Annotated in this window: 21 protein-coding genes; 9 read left to right on the top strand and 12 right to left on the bottom strand. The window is 68.3% G+C overall.

Annotated features, from left to right (window positions below; all coding sequences use genetic code 11):
- Window position 1 precedes the first annotated feature (1 nt).
- Window positions 2–538 (top strand): hypothetical protein, encoded by a 537-nt coding sequence (locus AC07PR_RS06600; protein ID WP_495134768.1) that lies wholly within the window; start codon window positions 2–4, stop codon window positions 536–538.
- Between the two features lie 10 nt (window positions 539–548).
- On the top strand, window positions 549–947 hold the full coding sequence (locus AC07PR_RS06595) for a hypothetical protein (RefSeq protein WP_483105797.1): 399 nt from the start codon (window positions 549–551) through the stop codon (window positions 945–947).
- A gap of 79 nt (window positions 948–1,026) precedes the next feature.
- On the opposite strand, the gene AC07PR_RS06590 is transcribed toward AC07PR_RS06595, so the two are convergent.
- Window positions 1,027–3,639, bottom strand: a complete 2,613-nt coding sequence (locus tag AC07PR_RS06590) for a penicillin acylase family protein (protein ID WP_495134767.1) — start codon at window positions 3,637–3,639, stop codon at window positions 1,027–1,029.
- 210 nt (window positions 3,640–3,849) lie between these two features.
- On the opposite strand from AC07PR_RS06590, the gene AC07PR_RS06585 reads away from it, so the two are divergent.
- Window positions 3,850–4,467: a hypothetical protein gene (locus AC07PR_RS06585; RefSeq protein ID WP_377155959.1), complete on the top strand. Its 618-nt coding sequence runs from the start codon at window positions 3,850–3,852 to the stop codon at window positions 4,465–4,467.
- Window positions 4,467–4,874, top strand: a complete 408-nt coding sequence (locus AC07PR_RS06580; protein WP_483105799.1) for a hypothetical protein — start codon at window positions 4,467–4,469, stop codon at window positions 4,872–4,874. Before AC07PR_RS06585 ends, AC07PR_RS06580 begins: the two co-directional genes overlap by 1 nt.
- Window positions 4,875–4,878: 4 nt before the next feature.
- Here AC07PR_RS06580 and AC07PR_RS06575 read toward each other — a convergent pair whose 3' ends face one another.
- The gene (locus AC07PR_RS06575) at window positions 4,879–5,028 is read right to left on the bottom strand and encodes a hypothetical protein (RefSeq protein ID WP_495134766.1); all 150 of its coding nucleotides are present in this window, start codon (window positions 5,026–5,028) and stop codon (window positions 4,879–4,881) included.
- An 85-nt stretch (window positions 5,029–5,113) separates the two neighbouring features.
- Window positions 5,114–6,052, bottom strand: a complete 939-nt coding sequence (locus AC07PR_RS06570; RefSeq protein ID WP_495134765.1) for a hypothetical protein — start codon at window positions 6,050–6,052, stop codon at window positions 5,114–5,116.
- A 202-nt stretch (window positions 6,053–6,254) separates the two neighbouring features.
- On the opposite strand from AC07PR_RS06570, the gene dusA reads away from it, so the two are divergent.
- The 3 genes from dusA to AC07PR_RS06555 all read left to right on the top strand — a co-directional run bounded on the left by dusA (window position 6,255) and on the right by AC07PR_RS06555 (window position 9,106).
- Window positions 6,255–7,322: a tRNA dihydrouridine(20/20a) synthase DusA gene (dusA, locus tag AC07PR_RS06565; protein ID WP_495134764.1), complete on the top strand. Its 1,068-nt coding sequence runs from the start codon at window positions 6,255–6,257 to the stop codon at window positions 7,320–7,322.
- Window positions 7,323–7,347: 25 nt separating this feature from the next.
- On the top strand, window positions 7,348–7,929 hold the full coding sequence (locus tag AC07PR_RS06560; RefSeq protein ID WP_495134763.1) for a methylated-DNA--[protein]-cysteine S-methyltransferase: 582 nt from the start codon (window positions 7,348–7,350) through the stop codon (window positions 7,927–7,929).
- 268 nt (window positions 7,930–8,197) lie between these two features.
- Complete coding sequence (locus tag AC07PR_RS06555; protein WP_495134762.1) at window positions 8,198–9,106, top strand: hypothetical protein; 909 nt, start codon at window positions 8,198–8,200, stop codon at window positions 9,104–9,106.
- Between the two features lie 31 nt (window positions 9,107–9,137).
- On the opposite strand, the gene AC07PR_RS06550 is transcribed toward AC07PR_RS06555, so the two are convergent.
- From AC07PR_RS06550 to AC07PR_RS06520, 7 genes are all read right to left on the bottom strand, one after another.
- Window positions 9,138–9,548 (bottom strand): cupin domain-containing protein, encoded by a 411-nt coding sequence (locus tag AC07PR_RS06550; RefSeq protein WP_495134856.1) that lies wholly within the window; start codon window positions 9,546–9,548, stop codon window positions 9,138–9,140.
- 132 nt (window positions 9,549–9,680) lie between these two features.
- Complete coding sequence (locus AC07PR_RS06545) at window positions 9,681–10,505, bottom strand: AraC family transcriptional regulator (protein ID WP_495134761.1); 825 nt, start codon at window positions 10,503–10,505, stop codon at window positions 9,681–9,683.
- A gap of 7 nt (window positions 10,506–10,512) precedes the next feature.
- Window positions 10,513–11,559 (bottom strand): recombination-associated protein RdgC, encoded by a 1,047-nt coding sequence (locus tag AC07PR_RS06540; RefSeq protein ID WP_377155944.1) that lies wholly within the window; start codon window positions 11,557–11,559, stop codon window positions 10,513–10,515.
- A gap of 302 nt (window positions 11,560–11,861) precedes the next feature.
- Window positions 11,862–12,554, bottom strand: a complete 693-nt coding sequence (locus AC07PR_RS06535; RefSeq protein ID WP_377155942.1) for a DsbA family oxidoreductase — start codon at window positions 12,552–12,554, stop codon at window positions 11,862–11,864.
- Between the two features lie 22 nt (window positions 12,555–12,576).
- Window positions 12,577–13,572 (bottom strand): succinylglutamate desuccinylase/aspartoacylase family protein, encoded by a 996-nt coding sequence (locus tag AC07PR_RS06530; protein WP_377155941.1) that lies wholly within the window; start codon window positions 13,570–13,572, stop codon window positions 12,577–12,579.
- A gap of 130 nt (window positions 13,573–13,702) precedes the next feature.
- Window positions 13,703–14,677, bottom strand: coding sequence for a PIG-L deacetylase family protein (locus tag AC07PR_RS06525; protein ID WP_495134760.1), 975 nt, complete (start codon window positions 14,675–14,677; stop codon window positions 13,703–13,705).
- 169 nt (window positions 14,678–14,846) lie between these two features.
- A complete protein-coding gene (locus tag AC07PR_RS06520; protein ID WP_495134759.1) occupies window positions 14,847–15,848 on the bottom strand; it encodes a DMT family transporter in 1,002 nt (333 codons plus the stop codon).
- A 37-nt stretch (window positions 15,849–15,885) separates the two neighbouring features.
- Between AC07PR_RS06520 and AC07PR_RS06515 the strand changes: the two genes are divergently transcribed.
- A complete protein-coding gene (locus tag AC07PR_RS06515; protein ID WP_495134758.1) occupies window positions 15,886–16,326 on the top strand; it encodes a DUF3052 domain-containing protein in 441 nt (146 codons plus the stop codon).
- A gap of 93 nt (window positions 16,327–16,419) precedes the next feature.
- Here the strand turns inward: AC07PR_RS06515 and aptA are convergent, their stop codons facing one another.
- Complete coding sequence (gene aptA / locus AC07PR_RS06510; protein WP_495134757.1) at window positions 16,420–17,739, bottom strand: omega-aminotransferase AptA; 1,320 nt, start codon at window positions 17,737–17,739, stop codon at window positions 16,420–16,422.
- 154 nt (window positions 17,740–17,893) lie between these two features.
- On the opposite strand from aptA, the gene AC07PR_RS06505 reads away from it, so the two are divergent.
- Entirely contained in the window at window positions 17,894–18,367 is a 474-nt protein-coding gene (locus AC07PR_RS06505) for an Lrp/AsnC family transcriptional regulator (RefSeq protein ID WP_377155933.1), read from the top strand.
- 10 nt (window positions 18,368–18,377) lie between these two features.
- Here the strand turns inward: AC07PR_RS06505 and AC07PR_RS06500 are convergent, their stop codons facing one another.
- Window positions 18,378–19,271 (bottom strand): DMT family transporter, encoded by an 894-nt coding sequence (locus AC07PR_RS06500; protein ID WP_483105811.1) that lies wholly within the window; start codon window positions 19,269–19,271, stop codon window positions 18,378–18,380.
- Between the last annotated feature and the right edge of the window lie 59 nt (window positions 19,272–19,330).

Below are 19,330 nucleotides of genomic sequence, written 5' to 3'. Positions count from 1 at the left end.
AATGACGATGAATGCGCAGTTGGAACGGGCAACCATGGTGGTGGCTGGCATGTCGCAGCTTCCGCCCCGGCAGACGTTCCATTTCGATGATCTGGTGGCAATACTGCGAGAACCGAGCGCGCTGTTCGGGGAACCTGCGGACAAGGAGGTCGATCCGAATGCCAAGTGCCCACGCGTAGATTGGGATGAGTTGCTGCAAGTCGCGCATCAGACAGCAGCAGAGCATTGGATGACGGCCACAACGATGGTGGAAGTCCTGCAGGTCGCAGCGGAAGTGTTGCGCGAGAGTGGCCTGAAAATCTGTCGCGGCAATCCCGAGTGTGTCGACATCTATCCGCCGGAGATGGAGGAGCCCGGCTTCAGCTACGACCTCCGAATTGACGCGCCTCATCAGGTGGCTCGGGCGCTCACCGACAAGTTCATTTGGCGCCTGATCGATCGCGACATGCATCGGCATGGTTTCATGTTCGGATTCGTCGGCGAATGGACCGAGGAAGAACTGGCCGAACTGGATCGCCGTGAAGCGGACCTTGAGTGAGGTAAGTGCCATGCCCGTCACCAGTCATGACCTGCTTCATCAAGCGAAAGAACGACCGCTCGTCGTGCCTGAGGCACGCCGGCGCAATCTGGCAAGCCGCGCCTACTACGCCAGCTATCACCGTTGCCTCGAGTGGGAGCGATCGTTGCCCGCTCGTGGAAATCCGCTCAAGCGGCGCGGCGGCGTCCATCAACGCTTGATCCTGCGACTTCAAACGCCTGATACGCAGTGCACCGGCGAACAAGCCAAGCTTTCCCGATGGCTTGGCGACAGCCTCGACGAACTGCGAAAGCTGAGGGTCCGGGCCGACTACAAGCTGTCGGAGGAGCTGGACCGAAGGGAACTCAGCGTGCAAGTAGGGCTCGCGCAGGAGGTCTTCGACTGCTGCGATGGCCGGCGCAAGCCCTGACCTCAGCCTTGCCTTGCCGAGGCACCTGACGCGCCTGGCCATCGATCAGGCCGTCGCAAGCAAGCGCGTGTCCGTCGCGCTATTCGCTGATGGTCTTCGTCGTGAAGGCCGTGTCCTTGGCGATGTCGGCCTCGGAGAAGGGCACCTTCTGCCACTGCCCGGCGCTGTAGGCGCGCGTGTAGTCGCTGTAGTGCGCGGAGGCCGGATCGTCCGACTGCGAGAAGGTCAGGAAGGTGTAGGCCTCGACACCCTCGCCGGGGAAGCGCACCACCTGCATGTAGCTGTTGGCGCTCGTGGCGGTGTTGAGGTCGTAGCCGCCCTGGTCCAGCCGGCTGAGCGCGCAGGCCACCGTGTAGTAGCCCTGTGGCTGCCCGCAGCCGCCGAAGAGGGGGATCTTCTCGCTGCCACGCGTGGCGAAGAGCGTTTCGCCGCGCGTCGCGTTCAGCGCGAAGCCGCTGGCCTGAACGCGCAGGATCGCCGCGCCGAAGGCTTGCTGCAGTGTCGTCTTCACGGCGACGTTCAGGTCGCGCGGCGTGTGCAGCGGATCGGCACTGCTGAAGGGCACCGCGAACAGCGAGGCCTCGGGGATGCGCGACGCGCGCGTCCAGAACTCGTCCCACAGGTGCGCGCCGCGTGACGCCAGCAGCGCCTTGCCGTCCCACGCCTGCAGTGCCGCACAGGCCTCGGTGGGGTCGACGTTGCGCGCCGGACTGAAGGTCTCGCCCGTGGCAGGATCGCCGCCCACGGTGAACGCCGTCGGCGGCGCGCAGAACATCGCGACCGCCTGATCCCTGAAGAGCTCCGAGGTGAGCGTGCGGCTGTTGAGCACCATGGCGCGCACGGTCCCGCTGGTGGCCTTGTTGCCGCCATAACCGTCGGTGCCGGCCAGGCGTCCTTGGGCCAGCAGATGCGCCAGCCGCGTGCGGAAGCTGATCGACGTCGTGCCCGCCGGTCCGAGGATGTCCGGATACCCGGTCAGCGGCGCGGCCGTGTTGGCCAGCCAGTAGCTGTCGTTGCTGTTGAGCACGTAGTCGTCGCGCAGCAGGCTGGGCATGCGGGCGGGGCCGAGCGCGCCGGGCTGCTTGGAGTCGGGGTCGCTCTGCCAGTCGCAGCTGCTCTTGGAGCCGTCGAGCACCGGCGTGCGCGGCAGCGCGGCGCTGAGCGCGGTCGTCAAGGCCGTCGCGCAGCTGCCGAACTGCGAGGCGGACACGTTGGGCATCGCGCCGATGTCGGCGTACCAGGCCTGGCCGCTGCCGCGCGCGACGGCGACCGTGTTGACCCAGGGGATCGAGGATTCCTCGCGCTGGATGGCGGCGAGCTCGTCCAGCGTCTTGGCCTGACTCCAGCGCAGCCAGACGCGGAACACGCGGAAGTTGTCGCCGTTGATGTCCCGGATCGCGAAGACGGTGTTCGTGTTCCAGCCCAGCGCCGCGTTGAGCGCGCCGAGGTTGACGATCGGGCCGTACTGCGACTCATAGAGCGTGCGCGACACCGGCGCGATGCTGCCGTCGCCCTGCTTGACCTGCACGGTGATCGCGCGGGCCGTCATCTTCACGGGGGCGCCGTCGCGCTGGTAGCTCGTCGGGTCGCCGGGCGTCAGCGTGAGCTGGAACAGGCCGTAGCGGCGCGCGGTGGAAACGGTGTGGCTCCAGGCGACGTTGTCCGTGTAGCCGATCTGGATCACCGGGATCGCCAGGAAGGACGTGCCGGCGACGTTGAGTTCGCCGGGGATCGTGAGCTGCGCCTGGTAGAAGCGGTCGGGGCCGCGCCAGTACCAATGCGGGTTGCCGAACAGCAGCGGGCTGCCGTCGCCGGTCGCGGCGGTGCCGAAGCCGATCATGTTGCTGCCCACGCCGTCGCTGCCGCCGACCTGGAAGTCGGGCAGGTGCTGCGTGGCGATGGCGAGTCGCTGCGGCGCCGCGGTGCGCGCACGTCGCGATGCCTTGGCCGCCGCAGGCTGTACCGTCGTTGCGGTCGTTGCGGGCTTTCTGGTTGCTGCGGCCGCCATGACGATCGTGGACGTCGCCATCGCGGGTGTCGCCGCCGCGGGGGGCGTGGCGTTCGCGATCTGCGCGATGAAGTTGCTGTAGCCCGCCGCGAAGTGCGCGGCGTACATGCGGCGGAAGATGTCGGTGTCCGAGACCGGCACGACCCAGGCCTCATTGCGGCAGGCCGCATGGGCGGTGGGTTCCGCGCCGGCCTTGATCTCGCGCACGTAGCGGTTGTAGCCGGCGGCGAAGCCGGCGACGAGCTGCTTGAGCTTGTCCGGCTGCGCGGCGATCAGCCGCTGCATCACGTCGTCGTTGAGGACGTGGCGGTGATAGAAGTCCGAGTCGAGGTTCTTCGGCTGGCCGATGGTGCCCTGGAAGGGGATGACGGCATCGGCGCCGAAGTGGCGCGCGCGTTCACCGCGGAAGGTGAGCATCGAGTTGGCGATGGTGCACAGGTCGTCCTGCGCCTGCGCGTAGCCGTACCCGTAACCGGCGCCGCCCCAGTCGGCGGCCTTGATGTGGGGCACGCCCAGGGCGGTGCGCCGGATCTCGGCGCTGAACTTGGCAACGGGTGTCCCGTCCCCGTCGTCATCGCCGTTGCAGCCCGCGAGCAGCCCGGCCGATCCCACGGCCGATCCCACGGTCAAGGCCAAGGCCAGTGCATGCAGCGGCCCACGGCCGCGTCGAACGGAAAGTCGCATGTTGTCTCCCTGTGCTCTCTGGTAGTCGGCGCGCCGGGGCGGGCCGGTTCCGTTCAAGCATAGAGGCTTCGACGCAATGACCTGCATCGGTTTGTGCAGGGGGAGCGACTCACACGAAGGTGTGTCCCCCATTTAATCGCCCTTCAAGGGGAATCGACATCGGCGGATCCGGTTCGACACTGCATGCATTCGGATCGAACGACTGCTTGAGTGCAAGAGAAAGCGAGGACGGTGATGGTGATGGATGTTCGTTTGGCGCAGGCGAAGAATCTGGTGAAACGACTACCGCCGGTGGTAGGACGGCCTGTGGCGGAATTCGACGAGATCGTGGCTCTGCTTGCAGCGCCGACGGCGCTGTTCGGCGAGCCATCGACGGCGTGCGACGGGAGCTGTTCCGGATCGACGAAGGCCGTGGATTGGCACCAAGTGGCCGAAGACATGGATCAGGTGCTGCGGCATCACCGATTGCGTTGGTCGCAGGTCGTGCAGATGCTGCAGGTGGCCGCAGACGTCCTGAAGGAACATTCGCTGCAGCTGTGCAATTGCCCGGCACGAGTGACCTTCTCGCCGAAGGAAGCAGGATTCGTTGGCATGCGCTACGAGCTGCGCATCGATGCCCCTTGGGAAGTCGGGCATGTGGTGTCGACGGCCTGCTCATGGCGAATCATCGACTGTGATCTCCAGTCGCTGGGCTTTCAGATCGCATTCAAGGGGCGCTGGGACGGTCCGGTCGACCAGGAGGCTGCCGGCGACGAGGACGTCGAAGACGGTGAAGACGAATTGGACCCCTACGATCATTACGATGATTGCGACGAGGAGGACGAGTGATGTCGACGTCAAGCAAGGATCTGCTTGTGCATGCGCAAGGCCTGCGTGGACATACGCCCGAAGCGCGTCGGCGGGCGATGATCAGTCGTGCCTACTACGCGGCGTATCACCGCTGTCGGGAATGGGCGAAGTCGCTTCCTCGACCGACCCCGTCGAGCCGGAAGGTCCACGGTGTTCATCAGCAACTGATCGAACGTCTCGCGGATCCTCCCAAGTCTTGTCCCGCGCGGCAGATGCGCGTGGCCCATCACTTGGCGAAGCAACTAACCACATTGCGCGAGCGTCGAGTGATGGCCGACTACAAGCTTTGGCGCGATATCTCCGAGGAGGAAATGCGAAATCAACAGCGCGAAGCGAAGGAGGTATTCGACTGCTGTGACGGCTGGCATGGACCACGAACTCCTTGAGGGGTCAATGCTGCTTGAAGTACTGCACCTCCCGCTCGTGCTTCTCCGCCGCCTCGCGGGTGTCGAAGGTGCCGAGGTTGCGGCGCTTCCCCGTCTTCGGATCGGGGTTGCGGGAATAGAGGCGGTACTGACCGTTGCTGAGTTTGCGGATCATGACGTGCCTCTCGATGGCCGTGGCGGCCGGATGCACGGAGTCTTCGCCCTTCCCGGAGCGGTGTCTGTAGGACGAGGAGCCGCTGCTAGCGCGATGCCGACGACATCGGCCCCGCCGCCGTGCGTCCCTGCAGCAACGCCGCGCGCGTCTCGGCCTGCCGCACGTAGTCCTCGTAGGCCCGGGTCGCCTCGGCGCCGTCGCGGCTGCGCAGCATGACCACGACCGAGCCCTGGCGCGTGAGAGACACGAAGTACAGCGAGCTCTCGGCGCTCCAGACCAGCCGCGCCACCTCGTCGCCGAAGCGTGCGCGGCGCAGTGTCTCGACCGCATAGCCGGCGACACGCGACTCCACGGTCTCGCCCGTCGTCGCGGAGATCTCCCTGGCGGCCATGGGCACATCGCTTCTCGACGACGGCGCGCGCGTGAGGCCTTCCGGCGCTGACATCCCGATCGCCGCGGTGGCCATCGGCGTGCGGGCCGGCGGTGGGGATGAGAACGAAGGCGGCGGGGGGGGCGCCAGCGGGGGCAAGGGCTGCACCGGAATGGCGGTCATCTGCTGTCCCAGCAGCACCGGCCGTCCCACCTCGCCGAGGCCGGCCATCCGGCGGAAGCTGTCGTAGCTCCGCCAGGCTTCGGCTTCATCGTTGGCGGTGAGCGTGCGCCGCAGCGTGCCCTGCTGCGTCACGGCGACGTAGTACTTCTTCGGGAGCGTCGTCCGCGCCCAGACCTGGATGGCGATGTCGGCGACCTCGGCATGCCGCGTCAGGGTCACCGTCTTCGCCGACATCCGCTTGCGCAGGTCGGCGATGTCGGCAAGTTCGGATTTCGCCAGGTTCGACGCCGGCTCGTTCGCCGGCGGGCCGGAGGTCGCCGCCTTCGTCGCCTTGACCCTCTTCTGCGTCTGCGTCTGCGTCGCATGCGCAGACGGCAGCGCCACGCCCGCGGCGATCAGCAGCGCGAGAACGGTGCCATGAAGGCGCGGAGGGCCGCTGGCGGAGCCGAGCGGGCGGCGGAACGGGAACATCGGACGTGAGGCAGGAGACCGCGGAGGCGGCGGGGATGGTACGACGTACGCAAGCCCCGGCGTCGCCGGCTTCAGCGGCGTTGAAGCAATTGGAAACAAGAAGCTGCCTCTAAGGAGGGGTTGACGGCTCCGCGGCGGGTGAACGCCGGGGGAAGCCCCGTCCGGCGCCCGATCCCGGGCGGCGCGGGATAATCCGCCCCCTATGTCCTCGAAGTTCTCCCCCTGGCGCCTGTCCGTCGCCCCGATGTTGGATTGGACGACGGCCGACTGCCGTTATCTCCACCGGCTGCTGACCCGCCACACGCTGCTCTATACCGAGATGGTGACGACCGGCGCGATCCTGCACGGCGACAAGCCCCGGCACCTCGATTTCAACGAGCAGGAACACCCCGTCGCGCTGCAGCTCGGCGGTTCGGAACCGGCCGATCTCGCCGCCTGCGCGAAGCTGGCCGAGCAATGGGGCTACGACGAGGTCAACCTGAACTGCGGCTGCCCGAGCGAGCGCGTCCAGCGCGGCGCGTTCGGCGCGTGCCTGATGGCGGAGCCCGCGCTGGTCGCCGACGGCGTCAAGGCGATGCGCGACGCGGTCGCGATCCCGGTCACCGTCAAGCATCGCATCGGCATCGACAGGATCGAGAGCTATGACTTCGTCCGCGACTTCGTCGGCCAAGTCGCCGACGCAGGTTGCGAGGTCTTCCTCGTCCATGCGCGCAACGCCTGGCTGCAGGGCCTGTCGCCGAAGGAGAACCGCGACATCCCGCCGCTGCGCTACGAACTCGTGCATCGCCTCAAGCGCGAATTCCCGCATCTGACGATCGCCATCAACGGCGGCCTCAAGACGGACGACGAGATCGCCCAGCAGCTCGACCACGTCGACGGCGTGATGATCGGCCGCCAGGCCTATCACGAGCCCTGGCAGATGGCGCAGTGGGACCAGCGCTTCTTCGGCGAGCAGACCGCCCCCGTCGCCAGCCGTGAAGAGGTCGAGGACCAGTGGCTCGACTATCTCGATCGGCAGGTCGCGCTTGGCCGCCCGTGGTCGCAGGCGATGCGACACGCGCTCGGCCTGTGGAACGGCCTGCCCGGCGCGCGCCGCTGGCGTCAGGTGTGGTCGGATCACAAGCTCAAGGCGTTGGCGCCGCGCGAGGTCGCGAAGCTCGCCACCGCCGCCCGCCTGCAGGCTGCCGAGATCGCCAGCCTGCATCCCGCGTTCAAGCCGCCCGTCGACGCGGCGATCGAGCCGGCCGCGCAGGCTCCTGTCACGAACTGACCGCGCCTCGGCTCAGCATCCCGCCATGGCGCCCCAGGTGTTCTTCCATTGCTATCCGACGGTGCTCGGCCATTGCGGCATCGCGTGGAGCGAGCGCGGCATCGTCGGCTCGCAGTTGCCGGAGGAGACGCTGTCCGTCACGCGCGACCGCATGCAGGTGCGTTTCCCCGCGGGGCGTGAGGTGGCGGATTTCGAGCGCCTGCCCGAGCCGGTGAAGCAGGCTTGCGTCGGTGTGCGCGCGCTGCTCGACGGCGAGGCGCGCGATCTGCTGGAGGTCGAGCTCGACGACAGCGCCGTGCCGGCCTTCGACCGCGAGGTGCTCGCGTTCACGCGGCGCATCCCGGTGGGACAGACGCTGACCTACGGCGAGGTGGCGGCGCGGCTCGGACAGCCGAACGCGGCGCGTGCGGTCGGTCGCGCGGAGGGCCACAACCCGTTCGCGCCGATCGTGCCCTGCCATCGCGTGATGGGCGCGCCGACGGCCGGCAAGGCGGCGAACCTCACGGGCTTCTCCGCGCCGGGCGGCGTCGTGACGAAGCTGAAAATTCTCGCGATCGAAGCGCGCGCAACGGGGCAGCAGGTCGGGGAACAGCAGGATCTGTTCTAGGACGTCCTTCGTCGCGCAGCGGCTGCGTCTCAGGACACTCTCGCAGCATGAACGTTCGGCAGGGACAGGCTACTCAAGGGTCGTTGTCAATTGCAGAGATCGATCCTTGTACGACCTATCGAACAATCTCCAAGGCGCCTCAGCCTCAGCCTCAGCCTCAGCCTCAGCCTCAGCCTCAGCCTCAGCCTCAGTCGCGGACGCGGACGCTGCCAAGTGGTGGGAGCGCCCCGATGTCCCGACGACCTGGCGCGGAGAAACCAGCGTCCTGATGCCGCACACCGTCCGGAGGCCCCTGAGCCCGTCGGAGACGCGCTTTGATCGGCGCGTTCAGTCGGAGGGGCTTCATTTCAACTTGAGTCGGCTGGAGCGGGAGTGGTGGGACCCGGAAATGCGGGAGCGAGCGATCAAGCAACTGACCTCCCTGGCTGTCGAGCTTCTCGAACTGGGCGATACCGCGGTCGTGTGCTTCAGCGAAGAGGACCAACGGCGCGAGCTGCCCGGAGACTGCGAAGCGGCGTCGCAAGTCCTCTACTTCGGCCACCGCCGTCGAGGCTCGGCCGAGCAGTTCATGGCGACCATGCGGGTCCGCGGCGGCTCCGTGGCGGAGGCCGACGCCAACCGCATCGCCGCTCCGGCGACCACACGTGGGTTCCTCGACGCCTTGCACCACGCCATCAAGATCGCGCAAGGCGCCAGGCCCGTCGAGGGCTTCGATCGGATCGAGGCCCAGTCTTTCAGGGACGATTTCATTCGTCGGATGCTTCACCTGGCGAAGTCGGATGCCACGGCCTTCCTTCAACTGACCGACGTCGAGGCCTGGCAACCCTGGACGGCACCCCAAGCACCCGCTACGCGGGTCCCCGCGAGGGGCAGGCCACTGGCGATGCCGGTTTGCGGTGCTGCGCTCGACAAGCCGCGACCGCGGGAACTGAGCGTTCGGGAGGGCGAGGGCGCCGGGGAATCCCCGGCGCGGGAGGCACCAGCCGGCGTTCATTCCGCTAAAGCGCCCTCTTGGCTCAGTGGCAGCGCCGCAAGGCGATTCGTTGCAAACGCCCGGGCTCGCATGGCCCTGTTCAGCGCACGGCCTTCCCTCGCGTCGGCCAGGCATCGGCCATCCTCGGACGCGCCCGCGCGGCCTCGGTCTCAGACGACCCATCCGGCTGACGCCCGACGTTGACGTGATGGTGGAAGAGGCGTCAGTCCGCCTCTCAGAGCCACCGGTCGTTCGGCTGCGTCCGCTCGTTGCGCGCGGCGCCGGTGTTCAGCACGCCGCGTGGCTCGACGACGAGGATGTGCGTCTCCTGCGCGGCGCTGGGCTTGTGCTCCACGCCGCGCGGGACGACGAACAGCTCGCCCGCGCGCAGCGTGACCGCGCCGTCGCGGAAGTCCAGTCGCAGTTCACCGGCCACGACCAGGAAGGTCTCGTCCGTCTCGGCATGCGCGTGCCAGAGGAACTCGCCTTCGACCTTGGCGATCTTGAACTGGTAGTCGTTCATCTCGGCCACCACGCGTTGCGACCATTGCTCATGCAGCAGCGAGAGCTTGTCGGCGAGGTTGACGGCGCGGTAGTCCCGGCGCGGGGCGGGGCCGGGGATCGGCTGGGGGTCAGGCGTTGTCATGGCATTCAAGGCGGTCAGCGCGAGGAAGTCTGTCGGAGCGCCCATCTTGGCGACCCGCCTGCGTCCCGTCTTGAACGATCGTGCGTGGGGTTCGACGTCAACTTCGAGTCCGAGCCCGATGCCTGGTCCGCGCTAGTTCGAACCCGGCGCGCCCGACATCCGCAGCCACCGCGCCGGCGTGACACCGAACGCCTTCGCGAACTGGCGCGTCAGATGGCTCTGGTCCGAGAAGCCCGCGTGGGCGGCGCAGTCCGCGAGCGTCTGCCCGGCGAGCATCAACCGTCGCGCGAGGTCAAGCCGTCTCAGCGTCAGATAGCGATACGGACTGGTGCCGAAGCTGGCGCGGAAATCGCGCGAGAGGCTCCATCGATCGCGGCCCGCAGCGGCGCCGAGCTCCTCGAGCGTGATGTCGCTGTCCAGTCGGTCGTCCATGAACTCGCGTGCGATACGCGCGGCACGGTAGTCGCCCCGCACGGGCCGCGGCGATGAACCGGTCGCGAGTTGCAGCGCGGTGGCGAGTTCGAAGAGCCCGTCGTCCTGCTCCAACGCGTCGAGCGGCGCGGCGAGTTGCGCCAGCAGCGCGCGTGTCGCGCGAGCGAGTCGAGGATCGGTCGACACGCCGCCCGGCACGAAGGGCAGGGCGACGCCCCCGAGCATCTCCTGCAGCCGCGCCGGTGCCAGGTAGAGCATGCGATAGCGGAAGCCGGCGTCGGTGCCGGCGTGTCCGTCGTGGAGCTCGTCCGGATGCAGCACGACCGTGTGACCCGCCAGGCTGTGGCGCAGCGCTGAGCGGTAGGTGAAGGACTGGACGCCGCTCAGCGTGCTGCCGATGGCGTAGGTGTCGTGGCGATGCGGCGTGTAGGCCTCGCCATGAAAAAAGGCCTCGAGTCGATCGAGGCCGTCGTGGCCCGCGCCGTGACGCACCCAGTCGGTGTCCGCGGCGGGGGCGTCCGTCATGGCGGGCTCAGTCCCAGGGCGCCGCTTCGGTGGCGAGGTCCTCGTCCTTCGCGGAGGAGGCCGATTCCGGTGTCTTTGCCGCCTTGGCTTCGGTGGCCGCGGGCTTGGCCGTCGCGCCGCCCGGCGCATGTTCCGCCGCGATCTTGGCCGACTGGCCGATGAAGTCCAACTCGCCGCCCAGGCCCTCGATCATGTCGGGGATCAGTTGCGCGAGTTCGCCGGTGGCCAGCGCCGCATCGACGTCGAAAGCCTCGTCCTTGGCCGGCTTGTCGCGGCCGTCGAACACGACGTCCAGGAACTTGATGCCCTTGATCTGCATCGTGTCCGTCAGCGTGAAGGACACGCGCTCCTTCCAGGTCATCGCCAGGCGCGTCGGCATCTTGCCGCTGGTCAGGTGCGCCTTCACCTCGTCGGTGTCCAGGTTGTGGCGGGCGTAGCGCACGGCAGCCTTCATCTCGTCGGCGGCCTTGAGTTCGCAGTCGCGGTCGATGACGAAGTCCTTCGGCGGCACGCCGTCCATCAGCCACGCTGCCATGCAGGCGGCGGGCGACTCGGCGCTCTGCAGCAGGTGCAGGTTGATCGACGAATCGGCCTTCACCAGCAGCGTGATCAACTCATCGGCCTTGCCGATCGAGCCCGCGTCCACCATCAGGAACCCCTGCTTGGGGGAAATCCACACCCGCAGGTGCGATTGCAGCGTGAACGCGCGCGGCAGCAGCTCCAGCGTGGCCTGCTCCTTCATGTCGCGCTGCTGCTTCTTGCCAGGGCGGCGACCGGTCTCCAGCTCGACGCGCTCGACCATCTCCTCGACCTTCTCCCGCACGACCGAGCCGGGCAGCACACGCTTTTCCATGCGCAGGCTCAGCAGCCAGTGGTCGCCGATCTCCTCGAGCAGGCGGGCGCCAGGTTCGCCACGCGGCGGCACCCAGCCGGCAGACAGCGCCTCCGTGGCACCGCACGGGACGAAACGCTCGTTCTCGAGCGCATCCTCGAGCTTCTCGACATTGGGCTGCCAGTCAGCAGCCAGACGGTAAACGATCAGGTTCTTGAACATACGGACGACAACTCGCGACAACGATACAGCGACAGCAATGAAAACGGGGCCACGCGGACGACGCGAGCCCCGTTCAAACGATGGCACGATTGTCTCAGGTCTGGCGGTCCTGTCGGCAGCGGAACAACCCCCTTGCGTTTGGAACCGTTACGTCACTCGAGGGACTTCGGGAAGCCTGGCGCGGGCACTCCACGGTGCAGGGGGCGCCCCTCCAGGGACCCCCAGCACCATTCCGGCCCCAGCAGCGCTCGCTGCCTGCCGACCCAGGTCTGCTCAGGGCTGCTCAGTGGCCCCGGGCTTCCTCATGCCTGTTCGGCGGCGATCTGGCGCAGCGCCTGTTCGAAGGCCTCCGGCGGCTGGCCGCCCGAGATCAGGTACTTCTCGTTGATCACGACCGCGGGCACCGAGCTGATGCCGCGGCTCTGCCACAGCGATTCGGATTCACGCACGTCGTCGGCGAACTCGCCGCTGTCGAACACACGCGCCGCTTCGGCGGCATCGAGGCCGATCTCGCGCACCGTCTCCAGCAGCGTCTCGCGGTCGCCCGGGTTCTTGCCGTGGGTGTGATACGCGGTCAGCAGCGCGAGCTTCAGGTCGCGTTGCGCCTGCGCCGACTGCAGTCCCGCCCAGTGCAGCAGGCGATGCGCGTCGAAGGTGTTCCAGATGCGGCTGCGCGCGCCTTCGGTGAAGGTGAAGCCGACGTCGGCGCCGCGCTGCTTCAGGTGCGCGCGGATGTCCTTGCGCTGCTCGGGCGTCGAGCGGTACTTGCGCGTCAGGTGCTCCTCGATGTCCTCGCCCTCGGGCACCATCTGCGGGTTCAGCTCGAAGGGCTGGAAGTGGATGTCGACCTGCACGTCCGGCACGCGGGCGAGGGCGGTCTCCAGCGACTTCAGTCCGACGGCGCACCAGGGGCAGGCGACGTCGGAGACGAAATCGATGCGCAAGGGCTGCAGCGGGCTCGTGGCGGCAGCGGCGGAAGCGGTGGTGTCGTTCATGCCGCCGACTCTAGCCAGAAGCTCAAGTCAACACGCGGTCGCTGGGCTTTGCCAGATAGAACCACTCGTGGCCGGGTTCCGCGTTGTTGTTCGGGAAGACGATCCGTCCGCCGAAGGGCGCCAGCACCGGCGTGCCGTCCGCGCGGGTGCCGATGCGCTCGCCTTCGGCGATCGGGTCGAAGCTGGCCCAGGCGCGGGTGAAGGTGTCGTCCATGCGCTCGCGGTCGACGACCTCGTAGAGCTGCAGCAGCTCGACGGGGCGCTTCGGGTCCGCGAGCTCGACGCCCTCGGCGGCGATCATGCCCAGCAGCGCCAGCGTGCGCAGGATCGCCTTGAACGCGACGTCGGGGCCTTGCGGGTCGGCGTGCTGGCCGCATTCCAGCGTGATGCAGTAGCCGCCGGTGCTGCGCATGTATTCGGTGGTGCCGACGCCGTAATGCGGGTCCTGCTGCAGCGCCATCTTGCGGGAGCCGTCCGCGGCCTTCTCCGCGCGGCGCTTCAGGCCGAGCGCGTAGGTCGACAGCCAGCCCTCGACGATGCGCGAGGTGCCCACTGCCATCGCCAGCGCGCTCTCGGCGGCCTGGTGGCGGAAGGGCTCGAGCTCGCCGTCGTTGTCGCGCGGGCCGATCATCGCGAAGGCCGGGCCGGGGTTGTTGAAGCTGTGCAGGTCCAGCAGCACGTCGCTGGCGGCGATCCACGGGCACAGGCGGTTGGCGATGCGGTCCTCGAAGTCCTGCGGGATCGGATTGACGCGCAGGTTGCGGTTCAGGTTGCGCTCGCCCTCGCGACGCTGCAGGCGGTGGGCCAGCGGGTTGACGATGGGGATCATCGTCAGCGTGCCCTTGAGCAGCGTCAGCGCGCCCTCGTCCAGCATCGCCATCACGCGCTGGATCGCGCCGACGCCGGCGACCTCGTTGCCATGCACGGCGGCCGTCACCAGCAGCTTGGGGCCGGGCTTCAGGCCGGCGAACTGGTGGACGCGGAGGTGGGTCGGGTGATCGGTGCGGGCGTCGCTCATGGCGTGGCGGAGGGGCTCGAAAAAGGGAACCCGAAGCATAGGCCCGCACGAGCCCGCGCACCGCCCTCGCGTGCGCGGCGCGTATGCCGAAAGCGCGGGCAGCGATGAGTTGAAGTGGGGGTGGCGCCGTTCAGCCGCCGAGCAGCGCGGCCGGGTCGAGCAGTGCGTCGCAGGACCAGTGCGTGTTCGGCAGTTCCTCGGCGGCGGCGCCATCGATCCAGCGTGTCAGGCGGTACAGCGTGCCGAAGGCGAAGTCCGGCGGCGTTTCGCCCGGACCGGCGAGCAGCTCGCCGCCGCGGCGCACGTTGTCGGCCATCCAGGCCGGCAGGCGCAGGTGATACGGATTGCGGGCGATCTCGCCATGGTGGCAGGCGAGGGCGCGCACCAGCAGCGCGGTGTCGCGCTGACCGGTCTCGACGAGCGTCGTCGGCGAGGGCTGCGTGGCCCAGAACTCGGTGTGCGCGAAGACGGTGCTGATGCGCGCCTGCGCGAGCGCCTCGCTCACGAGCAGGTGCACGCCGATGTGCGTCGGGATGCCGTCGCTCGCGTGCGGCACGAGGATCAGCGCGGGCTGTTCGGCGACCAGCAGCTCGGCGACCAGCCGGACCTGCTCCTGCCACAGCGGCGTGCGCGCGGCGGCGGCTTCGGGCTTCACCTGCTCGAAGCCGTCGGCGGCCAGCAGGCGCAGGTCGAAGCCCAGCACGTCGCAGGCGGCGCCCAGTTCCGTCCAGCGCTCGGCGCGGCGGTCCTGCTTGCTGCCCAGCGTCACGGCGATGTTGGTGACGCGCCAGCCGGCTTCCTGGCGCAGCCGCAGCGGCAGCGCGCCGACGATGCATTCATCGTCCGGATGTGGAGCGAACACCAGCACGTGCGGCGCGCGCTGGGGTGGGATGCCTGGTGTGGTACCGGAACCATCCGGGGCCAAAGGACTCACACCGGTACGCACGGGTTGCCGCAGGACGGCATACCAGCTGGCGATCCAGGATTCCCAGTCGGCCTGGCTGGCGGCGGGGCTGACGGCTGTCGGGAAACCAGGCGTGGAGGCCGGGGAAGGGGCGGTCGCGTTCATCGGCGGGAAGTTGGCGGCCCGGACGGCAGGCGCCAAGGCAAGTTCGATCGACCCATCTTAGCGGGCCGAATCGGGAAATGGTATTACATTGGTAGTAAAACTGGATGAAGACCGGTGTATTCCCGGAGCGGGCCGGTCGGGATCGTCCGCGACCTCGCCGGCGGCCCTTCCCGGGGAGCCTGCCAGCGGGGCCCGCCGGCCGTCGTCAAGCCGTGGGGCGGCCCGGCCAGGTGGCCAGCACCACTCCGCCCAGCGCCAGCGCGTAGGCGAGCAACTGGATGCCGCTCATCTGCTCGCCGAGCAGCACCAGGCCCACGAGCGCGGTGGAGATCGGCAGGAACACCATGAAGACCCCGGCCTTGGCGGCGCTGACGTGCTGCAGCCCCTTCATCCACAACCAGACCGTGACGGTGCTGGCGGCGATCGCGTAGAAGAGCAGCAGTCCCCAGTCCTTCACGGCGACGGTGCCGAAGTCGAAATCGACGGCCTGCCACAGGCCCAGCGGCGTGACGAGGACGAGGCCCCACAGGTTGATCAGCGCGCTGATGCGGCGCGGTGGCAGGTCGGCGGTCAGGCGCTTGCCGATGACGACGTAGCTGGCCTCGCAGCACATCGCGCCGACCAGCAGCAGCGCGCCCCAGGCGGAGGTGTCGCCGAGGTGTTCACCGCCGCCATGGCGGTCGAGCGCCACCATCACGATGCCGCCGACCGCCATCGCGATGCCGAACAGCGTGCGCGGCGCGATGCGTTCGCGCAGGAAGATCCAGCTCATCAGCGCGACCGTGGCCGGGATGCCGGCCATGATCACGCCGGCCACGACGGCCGAGCTGTGCTTCATCCCGAACAGCAGGCAGATCGAGAACAGGAAGTTGCCGAAGAAGGATTCGAGGAAGAGCAGGAAGCGCGTGCGGCCGGTGAGCGGCTTCTCGGCCGGGCCGCGCCTGAGCCAAGGCAGCATGAACACGGCGGCCATGCCGAAGCGCAGGAAGGCCAGCAGGAAGATCGGGAAGACGACGACCAGCAGCTTGGACAGCCCGACGTAGCTGCCGATGACGCTGGTGCTGGCGGCCAGGCTCAGGTACGAGAGCCACGGGACGTGGTGACCGTGTGTGCCGATCGTCCCGGACGCTGCGTCGGAGGCCGCGGAAGACGTGGTGGGGGCCGTGGCGGAGGACGCGGGTTTCCGGTCGGTTGTGGCGCTGGACATGGTGGGTGATGATGCCCGACGCAGGGAGGGATCAGACATGGCGACAGGGGTGGGGGCGACGTCGGCGGGTTACTCGGGAACGCCCCTCGCACGCAAGCTCGGGATCCAGGCGGGCAGCACGGTGTGGACGTTCAATGCGCCCGAGGGCTACGAGGACTGGCTCGCGCCGATGCCCGAGGGCGTCACGCGCGCGAAGCAGCCGTCGACCCGGGTCGACGTCGCGCATGTGTTCCTCGTCGAGCGACAGGAACTCGCGCATCAACTCAAGGCCTTGCGCGGCAAGCTGCGCGACGATGCGGCGTTGTGGATCTCGTGGCCGAAGAAGGCCTCGAAGGTTCCGACCACGATCACCGAGGACGTCATCCGCGAGGAGTGCCTGCCGCTCGGCTGGGTCGACGTGAAGGTCTGCGCCGTCAGTGAGGTGTGGTCGGGGCTCAAGCTCGTCGTGCGCAAAGAACTGAGAGCAGTCAGCAAGTGATTGGGGACGGCTGGTCGCGGGGTTCTGGCGCTTGACGCCAGGGCCCTGCGACCTGGCGGCCAACGCCCGGGCCTGAGCAGGTGGAAAGCAGACTTACTTCAGCCGCCGCAGCGCCACCCGGATCGCGTCGATCATCCGGTCGAGGTGCTCGCGCTCCGCGATCAGCGGCGGCGACAGCGCCAGGATGTCCCCCGTCGTGCGGATCAGCACGCCCTGTTGCCAGCAGTCGAGGAAGGTCTCGAAGGCGCGCTTGGTCGGCTCGCCGGCACGCGGTGCCAACTCGACACCGCCGACCAGGCCGATGTTGCGCACGTCGATGACGTTGGGTTCACCGCGCAGCGAATGCAGCTGCTCGGCGAAGTAGCTCTGCAGTTCCGACGCCCGCGTCAGCAGGCCTTCTTCCGCATAGGTGTCCAGCGTCGCGAGGCCCGCCGCGCAGGCCAGCGGATGCGCCGAGTACGTGTAGCCATGGAAGAACTCGATCAGGTGTTCCGGCCCGGTCATGAAGGTGTCGTGGATGCGCTGCTGCGCGAAGACCGCGCCCATCGGCACGCAGCCGTTGGTCAGGCCCTTGGCGACCGTCATCAGGTCCGGCGTCACGCCGAAGGTCTGCGCCGCGAAGGGGCTGCCGGTGCGGCCGAAGCCGGTGATGACCTCGTCGAAGATCAGCAGGATGCCGTGCTTGTCGCAGATCTCGCGCAGGCGCTGCAGGTAGCCCTGCGGCGGGATCAGCACGCCGGCCGAGCCGGCCACCGGTTCCACGATCACCGCGGCGATCGTCGACGCGTCGTGCAGCGCAACCATGCGTTCGAGGTCGTCGGCCAGTTCCGCGCCATGCGCAGGGAGGCCGACGCTGAACGCGTTGCGCGAGATGTCGTGCGTGTGGCGCAGGTGATCGACGCCCGACAGCAGCGTGCCGAACATCTTGCGGTTGGCCACCATGCCCCCCACCGACATGCCGCCGAAATTGACGCCGTGGTAGCCGCGCTCGCGGCCGATGAGGCGCGTGCGCTGGCCCTCGCCGCGGACGCGGTGGTAGGCCAGCGCGATCTTCAGCGCCGTCTCCACCGACTCCGATCCGGAGTTGGTGAAGAACACCTTGTTCATGCCCTCGGGCGAAATCTCCGCGAGCCGCGACGCGAGCTCGAAGGCCTTCGGATGCGCCATCTGGAAGGGCGGGGCGAAGTCGAGTTCCGCCGCCTGCTCCTGGATCGCCTTCACGATGCGCGGCCGGTTGTGGCCCGCGTTCACGCACCACAGGCCCGCGACGCCGTCCAGGATCTGCCGCCCCTGGTCGTCGGTGAAGAACATGCCGTCGGCGCGCGTCAGCAGGCGCGGCGACTGCTTGAACTGGCGGTTGGCCGTGAACGGCATCCAGTAGGCGTCAAGGTCGGGGCGGGTGGGGGTGGACATGGTGGAGCTCCCGGAGCGCGTTCGGCGCGCGTGATCGATCCGGCCAGTCTAGGCAAGCGGACGCGCAATCGGTGAGCGTTCCCGCGGCGGGAAAACCCGCATCGGCGCAATCGGATGCGGCCTGTGGGCGGATTCTTCGAACAGAATGCCGCCCATGATCAAGGAAGTGCAACTGGATGCGATCGACCGCGCGATCCTCGCGGTCTTGCAGCGCGACGCGCGCATCTCGAATCAGGACCTCGCGCAGCAGGTCCATCTGTCGCCGTCCGCGTGTCTGCGCCGGGTGAAGCGTCTGGAGGATTCCGGCGTGATCGACCGCGTCGTCGCGCTGCTCAACCCCAAGGCGATCGGCAAGCCCGGCACGAGCTGGACCATCGTCAACGTCGAGCGCATGACGCCCGCCGCGCTGGCCGAGTTCGAACAGGCGGTCAAGGACGCGCCGGACATCCTCGACTGCTTCTACGTCGCCGGCAGCAACGACTACCTGCTGCGCTTCGCCTACAAGGACGCCGAGGACCTCGAACGCCTGCACACCCACGTGCTCATGCAGCTGCCGGGCGTGGCGAAGGCGAACTCGATGCTGGTGCTGCGCACCGTCAAGAAGACGAGTGCGTTCCCGTTGGATTGAGCGCCGAGGGTCAGGCCGTGCGCGGCCGCAGCACGCGCAGCATCGGCAGCAGCTGGATCAGCAGCATCGCGCCGAGGATCAGCGCGCAGCCCAGCAGCCCGGCGCCGTTGAGGCGGTCGCCCATCATCAGGTAGCCGAACACGGCGGCGAACAGCGTCTCGGATGACAGGATGATCGCGGCGTCCGCCGCGTGCGCGTAGCGCTGCGCGACGACCTGGCCCGTGAAGGCCACGCCCACCGACAGCACGCCGGTGTAGAGGATCGGTCCGGCCGCGGCCTCGATGCCGGCCCAGCTCCACGACTCGAAGCCCAGCGCCCAGGCCAGCGCGACGACGCCGCAGAACAGGAACTGCCCGCCGGCCACGGTGAACGGCGAATTCATCCGGTCCGCCACCATGCCGACCAGCAGCACGTGCACGGCCCAGGGCAGCGAGGAGGCGATCACCCAGGCGTCACCCACGCCGATGTCCAGCTCATGCGCGCCCGACAGCAGGAAAGCGCCGATCAGGCAGGCCAGCGCGCCCGGCCACACCGACCAGTGCGGCAGATGGCGTAGCACGAGCCAGCCCAGCAGTGGCACCAACGGCACGTACAGCGCGGTCAGGAAACCGGCGTTGGTCACCGATGTGTACTGGATGCCGATCTGCTGCAGCGCCGCGCCCGTCGTCAGCAGCGCGCCGAGGCCCATGATCTTCAGCGCGTCGCTGCCGCGCAGCACGGTCGCGCCGGGGGCGCGCCGCTCGCGCACGATCAGCGGCAGCACGACGAGCGCGCCGATCAGGAAGCGGATGCCGGTGAACATCATCGGGCCGATGCTCTCCATCCCATGGGCCTGGGCGACGAAGGCCGAGCCCCAGATCATCGCGATGAGGGTCAGCAGCAGGTTGGCTTGGATGCGGGTCATGGGGAGGGAGTGTCGGGGATCTCGACGCCCGCGCCGGATGGCACGGGCGGGTCAGCCTT

The sequence above is a fragment of the Roseateles sp. GW821-FHT09H11 genome (assembly GCF_059415845.1).
Note: the sequence above shows the minus strand (reverse complement) of the source record. Positions and strands in the feature narration are given on the sequence as shown.